16 protein-coding genes are annotated in these 18008 nt (G+C 71.1%); 7 read left to right on the forward strand and 9 right to left on the reverse strand.

Going from position 1 to position 18008, the window contains the following annotated elements; translation table 11 throughout:
* Positions 1–77: 77 nt before the first annotated feature.
* Genes AB0L65_RS00305 through AB0L65_RS00330 form a run of 6 tightly spaced genes read left to right on the forward strand, consistent with a single transcriptional unit; the run spans position 78 to position 5992 of the window.
* A complete protein-coding gene (locus AB0L65_RS00305) occupies positions 78–656 on the forward strand; it encodes a cupin domain-containing protein (RefSeq protein ID WP_319711353.1) in 579 nt (192 codons plus the stop codon).
* Positions 657–689: 33 nt separating this feature from the next.
* Positions 690–1808 carry an ABC transporter substrate-binding protein gene (locus AB0L65_RS00310; protein ID WP_364239049.1) on the forward strand — a complete coding sequence of 373 codons (1119 nt, stop codon included), beginning with the start codon at positions 690–692 and terminating at the stop codon, positions 1806–1808.
* 6 nt (positions 1809–1814) lie between these two features.
* Positions 1815–2690: an ABC transporter permease gene (locus AB0L65_RS00315; RefSeq protein WP_364239050.1), complete on the forward strand. Its 876-nt coding sequence runs from the start codon at positions 1815–1817 to the stop codon at positions 2688–2690.
* A complete protein-coding gene (locus AB0L65_RS00320; RefSeq protein ID WP_364239051.1) occupies positions 2687–3481 on the forward strand; it encodes an ABC transporter permease in 795 nt (264 codons plus the stop codon). Before AB0L65_RS00315 ends, AB0L65_RS00320 begins: the two co-directional genes overlap by 4 nt.
* On the forward strand, positions 3468–4577 hold the full coding sequence (locus AB0L65_RS00325; RefSeq protein WP_364239052.1) for an ABC transporter ATP-binding protein: 1110 nt from the start codon (positions 3468–3470) through the stop codon (positions 4575–4577). Before AB0L65_RS00320 ends, AB0L65_RS00325 begins: the two co-directional genes overlap by 14 nt.
* Complete coding sequence (locus tag AB0L65_RS00330; protein ID WP_364239053.1) at positions 4574–5992, forward strand: FAD-binding oxidoreductase; 1419 nt, start codon at positions 4574–4576, stop codon at positions 5990–5992. Before AB0L65_RS00325 ends, AB0L65_RS00330 begins: the two co-directional genes overlap by 4 nt.
* Positions 5993–6067: 75 nt before the next feature.
* On the opposite strand, the gene ligD is transcribed toward AB0L65_RS00330, so the two are convergent.
* Positions 6068–7270 (reverse strand): non-homologous end-joining DNA ligase, encoded by a 1203-nt coding sequence (gene ligD / locus AB0L65_RS00335; protein WP_364239054.1) that lies wholly within the window; start codon positions 7268–7270, stop codon positions 6068–6070.
* 62 nt (positions 7271–7332) lie between these two features.
* A complete protein-coding gene (locus tag AB0L65_RS00340; protein WP_364239055.1) occupies positions 7333–10515 on the reverse strand; it encodes a BTAD domain-containing putative transcriptional regulator in 3183 nt (1060 codons plus the stop codon).
* A 54-nt stretch (positions 10516–10569) separates the two neighbouring features.
* Here AB0L65_RS00340 and AB0L65_RS00345 point away from each other — a divergent pair, with 54 nt between their 5' ends.
* The gene (locus tag AB0L65_RS00345) at positions 10570–11850 is read left to right on the forward strand and encodes an FAD-binding protein (protein ID WP_364239056.1); all 1281 of its coding nucleotides are present in this window, start codon (positions 10570–10572) and stop codon (positions 11848–11850) included.
* Between the two features lie 16 nt (positions 11851–11866).
* On the opposite strand, the gene AB0L65_RS00350 is transcribed toward AB0L65_RS00345, so the two are convergent.
* From AB0L65_RS00350 to AB0L65_RS00380, 7 genes are all read right to left on the reverse strand, one after another.
* A complete protein-coding gene (locus tag AB0L65_RS00350) occupies positions 11867–14284 on the reverse strand; it encodes a DUF4132 domain-containing protein (protein WP_364239057.1) in 2418 nt (805 codons plus the stop codon).
* Between the two features lies 1 nt (position 14285).
* On the reverse strand, positions 14286–14441 hold the full coding sequence (locus AB0L65_RS00355) for a hypothetical protein (protein ID WP_364239058.1): 156 nt from the start codon (positions 14439–14441) through the stop codon (positions 14286–14288).
* Between the two features lie 189 nt (positions 14442–14630).
* Complete coding sequence (locus tag AB0L65_RS00360) at positions 14631–15380, reverse strand: crotonase/enoyl-CoA hydratase family protein (protein ID WP_364239059.1); 750 nt, start codon at positions 15378–15380, stop codon at positions 14631–14633.
* Positions 15381–15436: 56 nt separating this feature from the next.
* Complete coding sequence (locus AB0L65_RS00365) at positions 15437–16000, reverse strand: nuclease-related domain-containing protein (RefSeq protein WP_364239060.1); 564 nt, start codon at positions 15998–16000, stop codon at positions 15437–15439.
* Positions 16001–16003: 3 nt separating this feature from the next.
* Entirely contained in the window at positions 16004–16492 is a 489-nt protein-coding gene (locus tag AB0L65_RS00370; protein WP_364239061.1) for a hypothetical protein, read from the reverse strand.
* Entirely contained in the window at positions 16425–17093 is a 669-nt protein-coding gene (locus AB0L65_RS00375; RefSeq protein ID WP_364239062.1) for a DUF433 domain-containing protein, read from the reverse strand. Before AB0L65_RS00375 ends, AB0L65_RS00370 begins: the two co-directional genes overlap by 68 nt.
* 284 nt (positions 17094–17377) lie before the next feature.
* Positions 17378–17878 (reverse strand): ATP-binding protein, encoded by a 501-nt coding sequence (locus AB0L65_RS00380; protein ID WP_364239063.1) that lies wholly within the window; start codon positions 17876–17878, stop codon positions 17378–17380.
* Between the last annotated feature and the right edge of the window lie 130 nt (positions 17879–18008).

Raw genomic sequence — 18008 nt, forward strand, 5'->3', positions numbered from 1 at the left:
TGGGCATTCGGCTACCTATGTACGGTCCTTTCATTGCCACTTAACAACTTGTTCAGTGCAGCCAATCGAGAGGTTCGATGACGGAGTCGGAGAACGCCCGCTTGGGTGCGCGAATCCGCGCCTACCGCAACATGCGCCGCATGACCGTGCGCGCACTCGCGGCGGAGGCCAGGGCGAGCGCGAGCTTCATCAGCCAGCTGGAGCGCGGGCAGACCAGCTCCAGCATCGGGATGCTCAGGCGAATCGCCTCGGCTCTCGGGCTCACGGTCGCGGATCTGTTCAACGAGGAGGACGAGGTCGGCCACCGGGTGGTGCGCCGCGACGCGCGTCCGGAGCTGCACACGGCTCCCGGCACGCGCAAGTTCCTGATCTCCCAGCGCCCGCTCCAGAACGTGGAGGTGTACGCCGGGGAATTCGATCCGGGCTCGTCCACCGGGGACGAACCGTACACCCACGGCGACTCCCAGGAGATCTTCCTGGTCATCCGGGGGCGGATCACTCTCTGGCTCGGACCCAACGGCTCTGCCGCCGCACACGTGCTGGAGCCCGGGGACAGCGTGGAGTACCGCACGTCGGTCCCCCACCGGATCGTCAACGAGAGTGACGAGACCGCCGAGGTCCTCTGGGTGGTCGCTCCACCTACTACATCCTCCTGAACCCCAGCTATACCTGCAACAAGGGGGTAACCCATGCCGAAGCACCCAGCGCGACTGGCCGCCATGGCCGGCGTCGCGGCTTCGCTCCTGCTCGCGACCGCCTGCGGAGCCGGCTCGGCGGCGCCCGCCTCGATCGATCTCGGGTCGGGGCCCGCCAAGTCGGGCACGATCAAGAAGGACGCCCTGAGCGGCCTCAACATGACCTTCGTCTCCTACGGAGGCGTCTACCAGGAGGGCCAGCAGAAGGCGGCGGTGGACCCGTTCGCCCAGGAGTCGGGCGCCAAGATCCTCCAGGACGGCCCGACCGACTACGCCAAGATCAAGGCCCAGGTCGACTCCTCCAACGTCACCTGGGACGTGATCGACTCCGACTCCATCTGGGCCGAGGCCCAGTGCGGCAAGCTGCTCCAGCCGCTGGACTACGCGATCATCGACAAGTCCAAGGTCCCCGAGGGCCTGTCCGGCCAGTGCACCGTCCCCGCGATGCAGTACGGCATGGTGCTCGTCTACAACAAGGACAAGTTCGGCGCCAACCCGCCCAAGGGCTGGAAGGACTTCTTCGACACGACGAAGTTCCCCGGCAAGCGCGCCATCTCCGGCAACCCCGGCGACTCGGCGCCCGGCCCGTTCGAGGGCGCGCTGATCGCCGACGGCGTGGCGCCCGACCAGCTCTACCCGCTGGACGTCGACCGGGCGACCAAGAAGCTGCAGTCGGTCCGCTCCAACCTGGTCTTCTGGAAGACCGGCGCGGAGGCCCAGCAGCTGCTGGAGTCCGGCGAGGTGGACATGGGGATGGTCTGGAGCGGCCGGGCCTACGCCGCCGTCAAGAACGGCGCGCCGTTCCAGATCGCCTGGGACCAGTGGATGCCGATCATGGACTCGCTGGCCGTGCCGAAGAACGCCAAGAACCCGAAGGCGTCGATGGCGCTGATCAACTACTACCTGGGCGCTCAGCAGCAGGCGAAGCTGACGGAGCTGACCTCGTACTCGCCGATCAACACCGACGCCAAGCCGAGCCTCGACCAGACCGGCCAGGCGTTCCTGACCACCGCTCCGGGCGTCCCGGAGAAGGCACTCAAGATCGACTCCAAGTGGTGGGCCGAACACCAGCCGGAGATGATCGAGAAGTGGTCGGCCTGGCTCGGCGGCTGATCGCGGATGGCCTCCACCCTGCAGGCGGTCGCCCCGCCCGCCGCCGCCAGGCAGCCGGCGGACCCTGAGCGCCGCCCGGCGCTCCTGGTCCTGCCGGCGCTGGTGGCGCTCGCCGTCTTCTTCCTGTTTCCGCTGATCTCGATGGTGATCAGCGCGTTCACCGACCCGGTGCCGGGTCTCGGGAACTTCACCTGGTTCTTCAGCGAGTCCCAGAACCTGCGGGTGCTCGGGCGCACGTTCACCACCGCCCTGTGGGTGACGGTGGTCGCGCTGATCCTGTCGTACCCGTACGCGTACGCCATGACGATCGCCGGCACGCGGGCCAGGGCCGTGCTGACGCTGCTGGTGCTGGTGCCGTTCTGGACCAGCCTGATGGTGCGGACCTTCGCGTGGGTGATCCTGCTGCAGGACACCGGCGTGGTGAACGACCTGCTCGGGACCATCGGGCTGGGTCCGTTCAGCCTGATCCGCACCCAGACGGGCGTCGTGATCGGGATGGTGCAGCTGCTGATGCCGTTCATGGTGCTGCCGCTCTACGCGGTGATGAGCGGGATCGACCGGCGGCTGCTCACCGCGGCGGGCAGCATGGGAGCGCGGCCCGTCAAGGCGTTCATCGACGTCTACGTGCCGCTGTCGCTGCCCGGGGTGTCGGCGGGGTGCCTGACCGTGTTCATCAGCGCGCTCGGGTTCTACGTCACGCCCGCGCTGCTCGGCTCCCCCACCGACGCGCTGCTCTCCCAGCAGATCTTCACGCAGGTCAACGGCCTGCTGAAATGGGGGCGCGGCGGCGCCATGGGCGTGGTCCTGCTCGGGCTCACGCTGGCCATGATCGCGCTGCTGGCGGTCACGCTGCGCCGCGCAGGGAAGAAGGTGACCGGATGAGCGCCCGGGTGGGACGCGGGGCGCTGTGGGCGTTCTGCGCGCTGGTCGGCGTCTGGCTGGTGGCCCCCGCGCTGATCGTGGTGCCGCTCAGCTTCACCTCGAAGGCGTCGCTCAAGTTCCCGCCGGACGGCTGGTCCACCCGCTGGTACGAGCACTTCTTCAGCGACCCGGCCTGGATGTCGGCCCTGTGGACCTCGCTCGAGGTGGGCCTGCTGGTCACCGTCGTCGCCACCACGCTCGGCACGGCGGCGGCGCTCGGCCTGACCCGGGCCAAGATGCGCGGGCTCGCGCTGGTCCAGGGGTCGATGCTGGCCCCGATGATCGTGCCCGGGGTCGTGCTGGCCATCGGCGTCTACGCCGTGTTCCTGAAGCTGCAGCTCGTCGGGACGCTCATGGGCTTCGTCATGGCGCACACCGTGCTGGCGCTGCCGTTCGTGATGATCCCGGTGACCGCGTCGCTGAGCGGGTTCGACCGGCGGCTGGAGAGCGCGGCGGCCAGCCTGGGCGCGGGCCGCTGGACCACCTTCCGCACCGTGACGCTGCCGCTGGTGGCCCCCGGTGTGGCCGCGGGCGCGCTGTTCGCGTTCGTCACGAGCTTCGACGAGGTGGTCGTCTCGCTGTTCATCCAGAGCCCCTACCTGCAGACCCTGCCGGTGAAGATGTACGCGAGCGTCACCCGCGAGACCGACCCGACCATCGCCGCGGCGGCCACGATGATCATCGTGCTGACCACGAGCCTCGTCCTGATCGCCACCTTCTTCGTCGCCAGGAGGTCACGTGCCCACCAGTAACGATCTCGCCGCCCGCGGCGCCGGCATCGAGCTGACCGGACTGACCAAGCGCTACGGCGACTTCGTCGCCGTGGACGACGTCTCGCTGTCGGTCAAGCCGGGCGAGTTCATCACGCTGCTCGGGCCGAGCGGCTCGGGCAAGACGACCACGCTGAACATCATCGCCGGCTTCGACCACCCCACCAGCGGCGAGCTGACCGTGGACGGGACCGCCATCGCCGCGACGCCCGCCCACAAACGGGACATGGGCATGGTCTTCCAGCACTACGCCCTGTTCCCGCACATGACGGTCGCCGAGAACATCGCGTACCCGCTCAAACAGCGCAAGGTGCCCAAGGCCCGCCGCGCCGAGCTGGTCGCGGCCGCGCTGGCCACCGTCCACCTCGGCGAGTACGGCCACCGCTACCCGCGCGAGCTGTCCGGCGGCCAGCAGCAGCGCGTGGCCGTGGCCCGCGCCATCGTCTACAGCCCGCGCGTGCTGCTGATGGACGAGCCCCTGGGCGCGCTGGACAAGAAGCTGCGCGACTGGCTCCAGCTCGAGATCAAGCGCATCCACGGCGAGCTCGGCACCACGTTCGTGTACGTCACGCACGACCAGGACGAGGCGCTGGTGCTGTCGGACCGGATCGCGGTCTTCAACCGCGGCCGCATCGAGCAGGTCGGGCCCGCCGAGGAGCTGTACGAGCGGCCCGCCACGCTGTTCGTGGCCCGCTTCCTCGGCGAGTCGACGATCCTGCGCGGCGACGTCACGCCCGACGGCATCGGCGTGTGCGCGCGGCTGCTGCGGGCGCCCGGTGAGCTGTCCGAGAAGGCGGGCGCGCTCGTCGTACGCCCGGAGCGGCTGGCCGTGCGGGAGGCGGGTTTCTCCCCCGATTCGGAATGGAACGCCCTGCCGGCCACCGTCACCGGCGAGATTTACCTGGGCTCCAGCAGGAAGCTGGAGCTGAGGCTGCCCGACGGCTCGTCCGCGCTGGTGCGCGAGCAGGCCGGCAGCCTCAGCGACGCCCGTGGCGGCGACGAGGTCACCCTCACGTGGCGCGTCGCCGACTCCGTCCTGCTGCCCGACTCGCCCGATGTGGAGGCTGTGCTCACGTGAAAGGCATCCCGCTCACCAAGGACTTCGCCAACGGCGGCGTCTCGTTCTGGTACCGGCAGATCGGCCTGCCGGACCGGCGTCCCCCGCTGCCGGGGCCGCGCTCGTACGACGTGGCCATCGTCGGCGGCGGCTACACCGGCCTGTGGACCGCGTACTACCTGAAGAAGGCCGAGCCGGGGCTGCGGATCGCGATCCTGGAGAAGGAGTTCGCCGGGTTCGGCGCGTCGGGGCGCAACGGCGGGTGGCTGTCGGCGGAGTTCGCCGGGTCGCGCAAGCGGCACGCCAAGGCCCGCGGCCGGCAGGCGATGATCGACCTGCAGCACGCGATGTTCGACGCCGTGGACGAGGTCATCGAGGTGACCCGCGAGGAGGCCATCGACGCCGACATCCACAAGGGCGGCCTCATCCACGTCGCGACGAACCCGGCCCAGCGGCGCCGGCTGCGCGCTGAGCTCGATGACCTGCGTACCTGGGGGTACGGAGAGGGCGACCTGCGGCTGATGGACCGCGACGAGCAGCGCGAGCGCGTGCAGGTGGCGGGCACCCTGGAGGCCACCTACTCGCCGCACTGCGCCCGCATCCAGCCCGCCAAGCTGGCCGTCGGCCTGGCCGAGGCGGTCGCCCGGCTCGGGGTGGACATCTTCGAGGACACCACGGTCACGAAGATCATCCCGCGGCGGGACGGCAGCCAGGCGGCGGCGGTCACCACGCGCGGGGCGGTCACGGCGGACTACGTCATCCGCGCCACGGAGGGCTTCACCGCCTCGCTGGCCGGGCAGCACCGGCAGTGGCTGCCGATGAACAGCTCCATGATCGTCACCGAGCCGCTGCCGCCCGAGGTGTGGCGGCACATCGGCTGGCAGGGCAACGAGCTGATCGGGGACGAGGCGCACGCCTACATCTACGCGCAGCGCACCGCCGACGACCGCATCGCGATCGGCGGCCGGGGGGTGCCCTACCGGTACGGCTCGCGTACCGACGTGCGGGGCGCCACGCAGCCGCAGACGGTCGCGCTGCTGTGGCGGATGCTGGTCAAGCTCTTCCCCGCGGCGGCGGACGCGCGGATCCAGCACTCCTGGTGCGGCGTGCTGGGCGTGCCGCGCGACTGGTGCTCGACCGTGCACCTGGACCACGCGACCGGCCTCGGCTGGGCGGGCGGCTACGTCGGCAGCGGCGTCACCACCACGAACCTGGCCGGCCGCACCCTGCGCGACCTGGTGCTGCGCCAGGACACCGAGCTGACGGCCCTGCCCTGGGTGGGCCGCCAGGTGCGCCAGTGGGAGCCCGAGCCGCTGCGGTGGACGGGGGTGCAGCTCATCTACGCGCTCTTCCGCGCCGCCGACCGGCAGGAGAACGACCACGGCACCACGACGTCGCCGTTCGCGCGGCTGGCGAACCTGATCTCCGGCCGCTGACGCGTCTCCCCCGGAGCGCGCTCAACGCTCCGGGGACCCGGCGCGCGCTCAGCGCTCCTGGTGCCCGGCGCGCGCTCAGCGTTCTGCGGGCCCGGCGCCGCGCCAGGGGTCGTAGTCGACCTCCAGCGGCTCCTGCGGCGGCCGCTCGGCCTCCGGCACGTGCTGGAGGTTGACCCGGATGCGATACCACACGCTGCTGCGCCCCCGCATGCCGTCGACCAGCACGTCGGCGGGCTCCAGCTGGGCGGCGACCGCCGGGTGGCGGGCCTTCCACCGCTCGAACCCGGCCAGCGCCTCCTCCTTGTGCTCCGCCCGCGCGATCTCGATGACGGGCATGGTCTGCTGCCTGCCCCCCGTGCCCTTGGGTGGCTTGGGCGCGGGCCCAAGCTCCTCGGCCAGCGCCAAGAGCCCGTCGAGCGAGCCCGGGTGCAGGTCCATGTCCTCCCACGGGTCGCCGGCCTCGGCCAGCCGCTTGGCCACGGTGTCGATCGTGAACGTCTCGGGGCGGCAGCCGGGCACCTCGTCCCAGGTCAGCGGCGTCGAGACCCGGGCGTCGGGCACGGCCCGCACGGAGTAGGCGGAGGCCACGGTGCGGTCGTAGGCGTTCTGGTTGAAGTCGACGAACACGCCGTGCCGCTCCTCCTTCCACCACCGGCTGGTGGCCAGCTCGGGCGCGCGCCGCTCGACCTCGCGGGCCACCGTCTCGGCCGCCTTGCGCACCTTGGCGAACGGCCAGCGCCGCTCGATGCGGGCGTAGACGTGGAACCCTCGCGAACCGGACGTCTTGGGCCAGGCGACCAGCCCGTGGTCGGCCAGGACCTCGCGCGCCACCTGCGCGGTGGCCAGCACGTCGGCCCACTCGACGCCCGGCACCGGGTCGAGGTCGATGCGCAGCTCGTCGGGCCTGGACAGGTCGTCGGCGCGCACCGGATGGGGGTTGAGGTCGACGCACCCGAGGTTGACCACCCACAGCAGCTGGGCCAGGTCGGTGCAGACGACCTCCTCCGCGCTCAGCCCGGAGCGGTATTTCAGCTCGGCCACCTCGATCCAGTCGGGCCGCTTGGCCGGGGCGCGCTTCTGGAAGAACGCCTCCTGCTCGATGCCGTGCACGAACCGCTTGAGCACCATCGGCCGCCCGTGGACGCCCCGCAGCGCCGCCTCCCCCACGGCCTGGTAGAAGCGGATCAGGTCGAGCTTGGTGTGGCCGGACTGCGGGAAGACCACCTTGTCGGGGCTGGTGACGCGGACCTCGTGACCCGCGACCTCGATGTCAGGCATACGGTCACGATACGCGGGGCCACCGACAAGGCTCGGAGCGCCGGCGCGGCGGGCGCGAAGGCTCAGGGCGCCAGCTCGGCGCGGCGGGCGCGGCTGCGCGACTCCAGGTAGGCCAGGCCGAGCCGCCGGTGCCTGGCGATGGCCGCCCGGTTGTGCTCGAGCGCCTGCTCCGTACGCCCGAGCCGGAGCGCCAGCTCGGCCAGCACGTCCTGCACGCAGCCCAGGGCCGCGCTGCCCGTGCCCAGGACGATGGGCTGGTCGGCGATCGGCAGCAGCCGCTCGTACATCTCCCCGGGGTCGGGGGTGCCGAGCTGGGCGGCCACCAGACCCCAGACCGGGAAGAAGAAGTCGGCCGACCAGTCCTCCCGCAGGTCCACGCCCCACCGCCCGAGGAGCTGCCGCGCCTGTTCGGTGCGGCCGACGTCCAGGGAGGCCAGGATGGCGAGCGGGCGCACCATGCTCATGAGCGGCTGATCGCCCGCGGCCACCAGCTCGTCCAAGAGCTCCGCCACCCTGCCCTGGCCGCGCCGGCAGGTGTAGAGGACGCCGAGGCGGCGGGCCTCCTGACCCCACAGGCTCGCCCCGAAGGAGATCTTGGGGAAGTGCTCGGCCAGCGCCTCGGCCTCCGCCCACCGGCCGTGCAGGGCGTGGTCGGCGGTCTGCGCGACGCGGACCATGGCCTCCAGCTCGGGCCGGGCGACCTCGTGCAGCAGCTGCTCGCAGCGGGCCAGGTCCCTGCTCCACTCGGCCAGCTCGCCCGCGCGCAGCAGGCACGCCATGCGCAGCACCCGCGCCACCAGCCTGGCCTCCCTGGGCAGGCCGGGGATGGCCAGCATCTCCTCGGCCGCCGCCAGCCGCTCGGGGTTGCGGCCGGGTACGAAGCTCGCGATCACGTAGTTGTTGAGCGCCCTGGCCAGCAGCATGGGGTCGCCGGCGCGGCGGGCCAGGCCGACCGCGTCGAGCGCCAGCCGCTCGCCCTCGGCGCGCCGGGGGCCGTAGTGCAGCTCGATGCCGAGCGTGCCCAGGAGCGCGGCCCTGGACCGGTCGTCGAGGTCGCCCGCCAGGAGGTCCTCCAGGATCGCGACCATGTCCTCGTCCACGACCCCGTACGGGCGCCAGTTCCACACCGACAGGCCGCCGAAGACCGAGACCGCCGCCACCAGCGCGTCCCGGTCGCCGAGCCGCTGGGCCTGGGCGACGGCCTCGGTCAGGTCGCGGTAGGTGCCTTCGGCGTCGCCCGTGGTGCGCCGGGCCTGGCCCAGCTCGGTGAGCACGTGGCAGCGCTCGGGCGAGTCGCCGGGCGGCAGGTGGTCGAGCGCCAGCTCCCACAGCTGCACGGCTTCCTGGTAGCCGTGGCGTTCCGCGGCCTGCGCGGCGGCCCGGGTGGCGTACGTGACGGCCTTGGGCGCGCCGCCCAGCCGGGCCGCGGCGGCGAAGTGGCCGGCCAGGATCGCCGGGTCGGCGCCGGGCAGGGTCTCCAGGTGCCCGGCGGCCCGCAGATGCAGGCGGGCGCGGTCGAGCCGGGTGAGGCCCTGGTCGAGCGCCTGCCGTACGAGGGCGTGGGAGAAGCGGTAGTCGGCGGCCCCGGCCGGCGGCTGGGCCAGCAGCCCGGCGGCCAGCGCGGGCTCCAGCTCCGACATGACCTCCTCGACGGGACGGTCCACGAGGGCGGTCAGCAGGTCCAGCTCCACCTCCCGGCCCGCGACCGCGGCGGCCTTGAGCAGGTCCCGGGTGGGCTCGGGGAGGCGGGCCAGGCGGCGTTCGATGACGTCGCGGGCGCCGGGCGGGACGAGGTGGCGCTCGCGTTCGGGCAGGCGGAGCAGCTCGGTCAGGTAGAACGGGTTGCCTCCCGAGCGGTCGAGCAGCTCCTGAGGGTCGGCCGCCACGTCGCGCAGGCGCAGGTAGTCGCGCACGCCCGAGGCGTCGAACGGCGCCAGCGGCAGCCGGCGGCCCTCCCTGGCCAGCGCGCCCAGGGTCTCGCGCAGCTGCTCGGGGTGGTCGCCCGGCTCGGGCCTGAGCGTGGCCACGACGAGCGCGGAGGTCCTGGCCAGCTCGCCGGCGACGTGGCCGAGCAGCTTCAGCGAGGAGGCGTCGGCCCAGTGCAGGTCCTCCAGCACCACGAGCAGGGGGCCGGTCCGCAGCTCCGCCAGCACGGCGTCGTACAGGTCGAACAGCTCGGCCTGCGGGGACGGCGGGATCAGGCCCGCGCGGGTCCACGGCCAGAACGCGGGGGCCGTGCCGCCGTCGAGGCAGCGGCCCCACTCCACCCGGAAGCCCCTGGCCGTGGCCAGGTCGGCGACGGCCCTGGCCAGGCTCGTCTTCCCGATGCCCGCCTCGCCGGTGACCAGCGCCAGCCCACCTCTGCCGTGCCGGGCCTGCGCCAGCAGCTCCTCCAGGACCCGCAGCTCGCCTTCCCTGGCCACGAGCCTGTCGGACCCCGGCCCTGCGGGGACGGGTGCGGGAGCGGGGTCGGGGACGCGCGCGCCACCCGGGTCGAGCTCGGGCGCCTGCTCGAACACCGCCTGCTCCAGCCGCCTCAGCTCGGGCCCCGGCTCGATGCCCAGCTCGTCGGCGAGCAGGGCGCGTACCCTGCGCAGCGCCGCGAGCGCGTCGGCCTGGCGGCCCGCCCGGTACAGCCCGAGCACCAGCAGCCCCCACGCCCGCTCCCGGTACGGGTGCGCCTCCGTCAGCGCCTCCAGGTCGGGCACGCTGGCCTCGCCGAGCGCCAGCCGGGCCTCCAGCCGGTCCTCCTCGGCCACGAGCCGCAGCTCGTCCAGCCGCGCGGACGCCGCCGGCGCCAGATCGGGGAACTCGGCCAGCGGCTCCCCCCGCCACAGCGCGAGCGCCCGGTCGAGCGTCCGCGCGCCCTCCGCGTGCCGCCCCTGCCTGACCAGGCGCGCCCCGTCGGCGGCCCACGCGGCGAAGCGGCCCACGTCCGTCTGGCCGGGCGTGACGTCCAGCACGTAGCCGGGCTCGCGGGTGAGCAGCACCCGGGGCGGCGTGCGCGGCTTGCGGTCCGGCTCCAGCACCCGCCGCAGATGCGAGACGTACGCCTGCAGCGTCGCCGTGGCCTTGGCCGGCGCCTCCCCCGCCCACAGCTCCTCGATCAGCCGGTCGAGCGGCACGACGCGGCCTGGCTCGAGCGCCAGCCTGGCCAGGACCGCCCGCTGCTTGCGGGTGCCGAGGTCGAGCCGGTTGCCGTCGCCGTCGTCCACCTCAAGCGGACCGAACAGTCTGAACTCCACGAACCCCAAGTCAACCTCAATTCCCCCTCAAGTGCCGAAACGCATGCTTGATCCATGAACGAGCTGAAGAGTCTGACGACCGGCCGCGTGCTCCTCCCCGGCGACGAGGGTTTCGACGAGGCGCGCAGGCCGTGGAACCTGGCCGTCGACCAGCGGGTGCGCGCGGTCGTCGAAGCGGCCGACGCCGACGACGTGGCGGCCGCGGTCGGCTACGCCCGCCTGCACGGGCTGGCGGTGACCGCGCAGCCGAGCGGCCATGGCGCCTCCGGCGACACCGAGGGCACGATCCTGCTGCGGACCGGCGGCCTGGGCGGTGTGGAGATCGACAACGGGGTGGCGCGCGTCGGCGCGGGTGTGAAGTGGGGCGAGGTGCTGGCGGCGGCGAGCCCGCTCGGGCTGACCGGCCTCGCGGGCAGCTCCCCCGTGGTCAGCGTGACCGGGTACACGCTGGGTGGCGGGCTGAGCTGGTTCAGCAGGAAGTACGGCTTCGCCGCCGACAGCGTGCGGGCCTTCGACGCGGTGGACGCCGAGGGCCGGCGGATCCGGGTGACGGCCGAGCGGGACCCGGAGCTGTTCTGGGCGCTGCGGGGCGGCGGCGGTGACTTCGCGGTGGTGACGGCGATGGAGTTCGGCCTGCGGCCCGCCCCCTTCCTGTACGGCGGGCGGATCACGTGGCCGATCGAGCGGGCGCCCGAGGTGCTGGCCGCCTTCCGCGAGGTCACCGCGAGCGCGCCGGACGAGCTGACGGTCTGGTTCGACCTGCTGCAGATCCCCGGCGGGCCGGGGTTCGTCATGATCGACAGCACGTACCTGGGCCGGGACCCGGGCACGCTGCTGCGGCCCTTCGAGCTGATCGGCGGCGCACTCAGTGACAACCGGCGGCTGCTGCCGGTGGCCGAGCTGGGCTCCATCTGCGACGAACCCACCGCTCCCCAGCCCGGCACCAGCCGGTGCGAGCTGCTGACCGGGCTCGACGACCAGGTGGCCGGCGTGCTGCTGGGCGAGCCGATCGACCCGTTGATCAGCGTGCAGATCCGGCACCTGGGCGGCGCGCTGTCCAGGCCCGCCGACGGGGGCGGCGCCGCGGGGCACCTGGACGAGCCGTACCTCATCTACGCGATCGGCGCGCCCACCGAGGCCACGGCCGAGCGCCTGGAGCGGCTTGGGAAGGCGCTGGTGCCGTTCAGCAGCGGGCGCAGGCCGTACACGATGCTGCACGGCGGCGAGCAGGCCGCGGCGGCGTTCCCGAGCGAGTCGCTGGCCCGGCTCCGCGACCTCAAGCGCTCCCGCGACCCGCACGGCGTCATCCGAGCCAACTTCCCCGTGCTGAGGTAGAGCCGGGCGGCGCCGCTCAGGGCCGGATCTGGTGCGTGATGGACGGGTCGGTGATCGCGGTGTCGGCGGCCAGGAGGAACGCCTTCGACAGGACGATCGACAACATGCCGCCGTCCTCCTCGAAGGGCAGGAAGACCGGGTCGCCGGAACCGCGGCGGGGGACGATGCACAGGTAGGCGTCGTTGGGTTCCATGAGGATGTTGCCCGAGCCGAGGTGGATCCTGTAGGTGCGCAGGTCACCGCGGACGCGCAGGAACCGGTCGGCGATGGTGCAGCGGTCGGCGATGGCCAGGCGCGGCAACAGCCGGGCCAGCGCGTCACGGCGGATGCGGGCGGTCTCGGTCAGGTCGCCGAAGCCGTAGGACTGCCAGTACTCGCCGTCCCCCTCGGGGTCCAGGCCGGTGGAGGTGACGCCGACAGCCAGGTCAGCGTCACGCAGCGCCTCCGACAACGTCAACGGGGCCACCTCGGCCAGCGGGACTCGGCGCCCGCCGGCGTCGGTGAAGTGGAGATCGCCGCTGACGCAGATGGACACCGTGCCCAGGTCATCTCGCTCGAACGAGCCCTCATCCAGATGAAAGCCCCAGTGGGCGACCAGGCCGCCGGGGAGCTCCTTGGCGGCTTCGGCCTGGTCGGAGCCGTACTCCCAGCCCCAGTGGCCCAGTGACATCCCGGTCCAGCCGCGTCCGGTCAGCAACGCCTTCGCCTGACCGTAACGCAGCAGATGACCGGTGAAGCGGCGCGAGTGGTCGAGAGTCTCCTCCTCGGCGGGGGTGAGCAGGTAGACCTCGCGGAACGCCTGCTTGAACGGCTGGCGCAGGCCGTACTCCATGAGGTGGTCGCGCCAGGCGCGCACTTCTTCCATGCTGTGGGAGATGGGGTGCCAGAGGAGCACCGGGGTGTCAGGGTCGGGCTGGATGCGGCGCCCTGCCGGGTCGGTCAGCTCCCAGGTGCCGTCCACGAGCACCGGGCGCCCGGCCGGTCCCTGGAGGATCTCCCAGATCAAGGTCCTGCCCATGGAACCGGTGACCGGGTGGTCGAGGTAGTACTCGCACACCTCGCTCCAGCGCCAGATGCGTTCGGTGGCCAGTGCGCGCTCGATCCGGAAGCGCTCGGCCGGCAAGACCTTCTTGATCTCCTTGGCGGTGGCCTTGAGCTCGGCCAGCAGCTCCTTGTGCTCCTCGCGGACGGCCTTGGGGATCGTCTTGCGGATCTTGCCGGAGGGGTCGACGAAGCTCACGACGCCATCGAGGGTCAGCCGCAGGCCGTGTTCGGTACGGGTGCCGTCGGTGCCCAGCCCGAAGGCCGGGACCGTGCGCTCCAGCAGTTGCTCGGGCGACAGCCCGCTCTGCCCGGCGACCGCGTCCAAGGTCTTGGCCACGCCCGCCAGGATGGTCTTCTTGCGCACCTTGGCCTGCACCCGGGCCAGCTGGGCGACCACCTCCAGCCCGCCGCGCCGGGCCAGCACCCCTATCGCGGCGTTGGCCAGCATCTCGCTGCGCGCGTTGGCACCGGAGCCGCCGATCCCGGTGCCGGTCGCCACGGCGACGTCGCCCAGCAGCGCGGTCACCCACGGCTCGTCGATCAGCTCGCAGGTCCACACCATGCCGCGCAGCGGTACGGCGGTGCGCTCGCGCAGGAAGACCGTCTCGGTCCACTCGCCGCTGCGGGTGGGATGCCGGAGCGTGACCTCACGGTGGGCGATGACCTGGCCGAGGATGTCTTTGATCAGTTCTGCGGCCTGCGGGGTCAGCAGCTCGGTAGCCCGCCGGGTCCACCTGACGCTGGGTTTGGAGGCGGTGGCGGTGGTCCAGTGCCGCAGCAGCGGCAGGACCTCGGGAGTGGTGAGGCGGGTCGCGTGATCGGCGATCATCCGGGTGGCGAACGTGTCGTCCTCCCACATGATGTTGCGGACCGTGGCGCCGGGATCGCCGGTCTCCGGTTCGGTGAGCAGCGCCTCCATCGGCTCGCGCAGGACCTCCCAGGCGGGCTTCCAGTGCTGGGCGAACCACCGGGGCATGGAGTTCAGCACCTGACGCCGCTCGTGATAGGAGAGCCGGGCGGTGGCGGCCAGGGGCAGCCGGTAGAGCTCGGCGTAGTTGGTGTGCCGCCAGGTCATCAGGCCGTTGGCCGCGTGCCAAAGCTGGGCGACCTCCGCCTTGGGAAGCTCCGGCAGCTGGTCGATCACCTCGCGGATGACGTCGAGCCGACGTTCGTCGTGGTCGTGGCCGCCGTCCCAACCGAGGTTGAGCCGCATCTGCGCCCACACGGCGAAGAGACGTAACTCGCTCTCGTCGCAGTCCTTGACCTTCAAGGCCTGATGAGCAACGAAGGCGGAGTCGAACCGCTCGAACACCTCTTTGTGGTCGTTGGCCAGATCGACGAAGCCGTACTGGTTGTTGAGTGGAGAGTCCTTAAGAATGTCCCAGTTCACGTCAGCCCCCGACCAGCGGGACGAGCTTGACGAAGGACACCACCGGATCGACGGTCAGATCGATCTCGGCGTCCAGGTCCTCGATCTGCCGGTCGCCCACCAGCAGCAGGAATCCGTTGGGGGCGAACGCGACCTCGGCCTGCTTCTCCCGGTCCAACCTGCGAGCGGTGCGCGTCTCCAGCTCCCTGCCTGTCGCAGTCTCATCGCGAAACGTTACTGATGCCATCGAACGCCCTGTTTCTCGAAATGTCAGATGATGACGCCATCTATAGCAACGCAGGGCGACAAAACGTCAGCGACGGTGGGCTCTGATGATCTTCGAGATGTGGGCGCGAACCCGGACGTCTCAGAGGTCGCCGAAGTCGCCGTGGCGGCCCGCGCCCGCGGCGAAGCGGGCGGCGCCGCCCACGGCGTCGGGCAGCGAGACGAGCCCGTGACGCAGCTCGTTCAGCATCGCCTCCTGCTCGCTCAGCCCTTCCTGCTCCAGCGCCGACAGCCGGTCGCCGCGCAGGCAGGTCTGCGGGAAGCGGGCGATCTCGCGGGCCAGCTCCTCGGCCTGCCGCCGGGCGGTGCCAGTGGGCACGAGCCGGTTGGCCAGCCCCCACTCGTACGCCTCCCGTCCCTCGACGGGCCGGCCGGTGAGGATCATGTCCATCGCCCGGGAGGCGCCGATGAGCCGGGGCAGCCGTACCGTGCCGCCGTCGATGAGCGGCACCCCCCACCTGCGGCAGAACACCCCGAAGACCGCCCCCTCCTCGGCCACCCGCAGGTCGCACCAGAGGGCCAGCTCCAGCCCGCCCGCGACGGCGTGCCCGGCCACGGCGGCGATGACCGGCTTGGACAGGCGCATCCTGGTCGGGCCCATCGGCCCGTCGCCGTCCTCGCCGACGTGGTTGTCGAGCGCCTTGAGGTCGGCGCCGGCGCAGAACGTGCCGCCCTCTCCCCACAGCACCGCCACGGCGGCGTCGGAGCCCTCGAAGTCACGGAACGCGGTCGCCAGCGCGTCGGCCGTCTTGCGATCGACCGCGTTACGCGCCTCCGGCCTGCTGATCACCACGGTGGTGACCGGTCCCTCGCGCTCCACGCGTACGGTCATGCGGCCCTCCTCGGGGAAACGTGCGGATATTCCTCGGGGACCTGCCGAGCGTACGCTTATGCGACGGCCCCTGCCAGCAGCGCGCCGAGGTAGTCGCTCACAGGCATGTCATTGCCACGCGGCGGGCCCTGCTCGGCGCATCGGCTGGAGTGCAGGCGAACAGTCAGTGGCTGCCGAGATGCTGCAGGCGGACAGGCTCCGTCAAAGTGGCCCTGGCTCTCTCGAAGTCCGCCAGGCGGATGGCGACGGTCGCTACCGCCAGCCGTTCGGGGAGCACAGTCGCGAATTTGGCCCCGCCGACCCAGACGCGTTTGCCATACCTGGCCGGGAGACGCGAGCTCCTTGGCCTTCTTGTCTGCCAGGTGGTGCGGGTTGCCGTGCGGCACCCGGCGGCCGTTGGGTGTGGTCTGCACCCAGGTGCCGTTCTCGGTGGTGACGCTGCCGTGCCAGTCCTTCGGCTCGATCAGGTGAACGCCACCGGGGGGTGACGACCAGCAGGTCGACCTCGCGGACGTGCCCCGCCCGGGCGGTGAAGGTGAAATTGGAGCAGGCCCGCCAGGGCTCGGAGTCGGGCAGCTTCGTACGGATGGATGACGAGCGAAAAGACAAAGCAGGACCATGCCTCACGTATCGCGGGTCCCGAGTCGCTTCTTTCGAGCTGCGGGCGCCGTGTACGTCTCCGCGCCATGTACGGTGAGTCGCCACACGCCGGCCTCTCTCTGACTGGCTGCGCTGCACATCGATGGCAGGCAAGCTTTTATCAGCTCGACGCGTTCCTCGATCTTCGACTCTGCAGGCATCAGGAAGACCGGCACACCCGCTTTGAGGTACGCCTCGTACTCATGCGGGCGTTCGAAGATCCGAAAATCTGTGGCGAGCACGACCCATCCTTGCCGGCCTACCTTCGGCAACCAGTCGTCATCATCGGCCCCCAGCGCCTGATCCCTTGACCCATACAACTCGGCAGGACTGTGGACGCGATATCCAAGTCCGGTGAGCAGTCTGCGGATAGTCCGGCAGACGCTGTTCTCGTCGAGGTAGAACTCAGGCGGCGTGGCCCACGAGGATGCGGGCGGCGGTTCGGACGTCTTCGATGGTGACTCCGAGCTCATCGGCGATCACCTCGAAGTCCTCTCCGGCCCTCACCATGGCGGCGACATCCGCCACGCGGGTGCGAGACTCCTCGAAGAAGGGTTGCCCGAAGGCTCTCAGCGGATCGACGATGATGTTCGAAGGCGACCAGTGCCGCAGGCGAAGCATCGCGGGGTAGCCGTCTTCCGCCCGCACAACGTACTGCAGGTAGTCGGTCACGATCTCGCGGATCACCTGCTGCCCGGTGCTGCCCTCGATCAGCCCTTCCCCTTCCGGAGAGGTCTTGGAGAAGTCCCAGAGAACGTCGATGCCGTCCGTGGCCAGTTCCGGGGCGACGAGAACATACTGCCCGAACTCCCGCTGGAGCCGCTCCAGCGCGGGACGGATCTTGCGCGGCTTCACTCCTGCGGCCCGCAGCGCATCCAGCACGTATGCCTCCGCCATGGCCACGAACGGGACGGTGGCCATGCGATGCTCGGCCGGCTGCGGAAGAACGTGCAGCAGCGGGTGGCCGCTTTCGTAGCCGCGCGCCCAGTGATTGAACGTCTGCTGAGGGATGCTCAGGAAGCGGGCGGCGTCGCTCTGGTTGAGCAGGCCGTTCCGAGTCCTGATGTCGTCCATGCCGCACACCTCCCCTTTGGCTCGCTGTCATCTTCTCTCACCGACTCGATGGGTGCACAGGGCGGCCCGCCGATTGGGCTCCTTCAAGGCCGCAACGTTACGCATTTCCAAAGGTTCTGGTGGGTGGTTCCGATTTTCAGGGCTCACCCACCTACATCACGGCCGCTTTCAAGATCAGGAGATCAGTCCAAGTCAGCTGAAGGGCCTGGCCATGGGCGTCCCGGTCCAAAGATTGCCGGACCGGGACGAGATCGCCCATGGTGGCGCCTTCGGCTGAGGACCTCTTATGAGCCGGCATGCATGTGAATCTTCGCCCATACCTTGTGGCCCACCTCGTCGTTGCCTTCATAGCCGACTTCGTCTGCGATCGCGGCGACGAGGGCCAATCCCCGGCCGCACTCCGCGTAGGTCCGGCACAGTGGACCGAGGCGAGGGACGCCACCCCAACCGCAGTCATATACCGCAATGGTGATCACATCGGTCGAGCGGGCAATCTCGACGATCAAGGTTCCATGAGGGAGACCACTCGCGGCGTGCTGGATGGCGTTGGCGGCGAGTTCGGCGACGACCTGTTCGGCGTCGTCCTGGCAGGAGGAATCCGTCAGGAGATACCGGGTGAAGTGTCGAGCGTGAGGGATGTGGTCGGGAGTGCCGAGAAATGTGCGTCGCCAGGTCAGACCTCCCGGGGTCAGGTCGATCATCGCGTCGACGAGCGCGCGCTGGACCGCTCCCGGCTCGCGTTGCTTGGGGACGAACACAGTGGCGGCCGCAGTGGTCTCGGGCATCGGTTCCTCCGTGGGCATGTCAGAGGCTTGCTCAGCATCAATACGCTGCCTTGTCGGGCACACCGTTGGAGCCCCACCGCAGCTTCATAGATCACGCACACAACATCGGTGGCTCGCGTGCGCGTGATCT

This window comes from Nonomuraea sp. NPDC052116, from assembly GCF_040680035.1.
Classification (GTDB): domain Bacteria; phylum Actinomycetota; class Actinomycetes; order Streptosporangiales; family Streptosporangiaceae; genus Nonomuraea; species Nonomuraea angiospora_A.

Bases quoted from the DNA above. Each gene is read 5' to 3' on its own strand.
- AB0L65_RS00305 (WP_319711353.1), top strand. From the start codon at position 78: ATGACGGAGTCGGAGAACGCCCGCTTGGGTGCGCGAATCCGCGCCTAC.
- AB0L65_RS00310 (WP_364239049.1), top strand. From the start codon at position 690: ATGCCGAAGCACCCAGCGCGACTGGCCGCCATGGCCGGCGTCGCGGCT.
- AB0L65_RS00315 (WP_364239050.1), top strand. From the start codon at position 1,815: ATGGCCTCCACCCTGCAGGCGGTCGCCCCGCCCGCCGCCGCCAGGCAG.
- AB0L65_RS00320 (WP_364239051.1), top strand. From the start codon at position 2,687: ATGAGCGCCCGGGTGGGACGCGGGGCGCTGTGGGCGTTCTGCGCGCTG.
- ligD (WP_364239054.1), bottom strand. From the start codon at position 7,270: ATGCCTGACATCGAGGTCGCGGGTCACGAGGTCCGCGTCACCAGCCCC.
- AB0L65_RS00345 (WP_364239056.1), top strand. From the start codon at position 10,570: ATGAACGAGCTGAAGAGTCTGACGACCGGCCGCGTGCTCCTCCCCGGC.
- AB0L65_RS00360 (WP_364239059.1), bottom strand. From the start codon at position 15,380: ATGACCGTACGCGTGGAGCGCGAGGGACCGGTCACCACCGTGGTGATC.
- AB0L65_RS00365 (WP_364239060.1), bottom strand. From the start codon at position 16,000: ATGGTCCTGCTTTGTCTTTTCGCTCGTCATCCATCCGTACGAAGCTGC.
- AB0L65_RS00370 (WP_364239061.1), bottom strand. From the start codon at position 16,492: ATGAGCTCGGAGTCACCATCGAAGACGTCCGAACCGCCGCCCGCATCC.
- AB0L65_RS00375 (WP_364239062.1), bottom strand. From the start codon at position 17,093: ATGGACGACATCAGGACTCGGAACGGCCTGCTCAACCAGAGCGACGCC.
- AB0L65_RS00380 (WP_364239063.1), bottom strand. From the start codon at position 17,878: ATGCCCGAGACCACTGCGGCCGCCACTGTGTTCGTCCCCAAGCAACGC.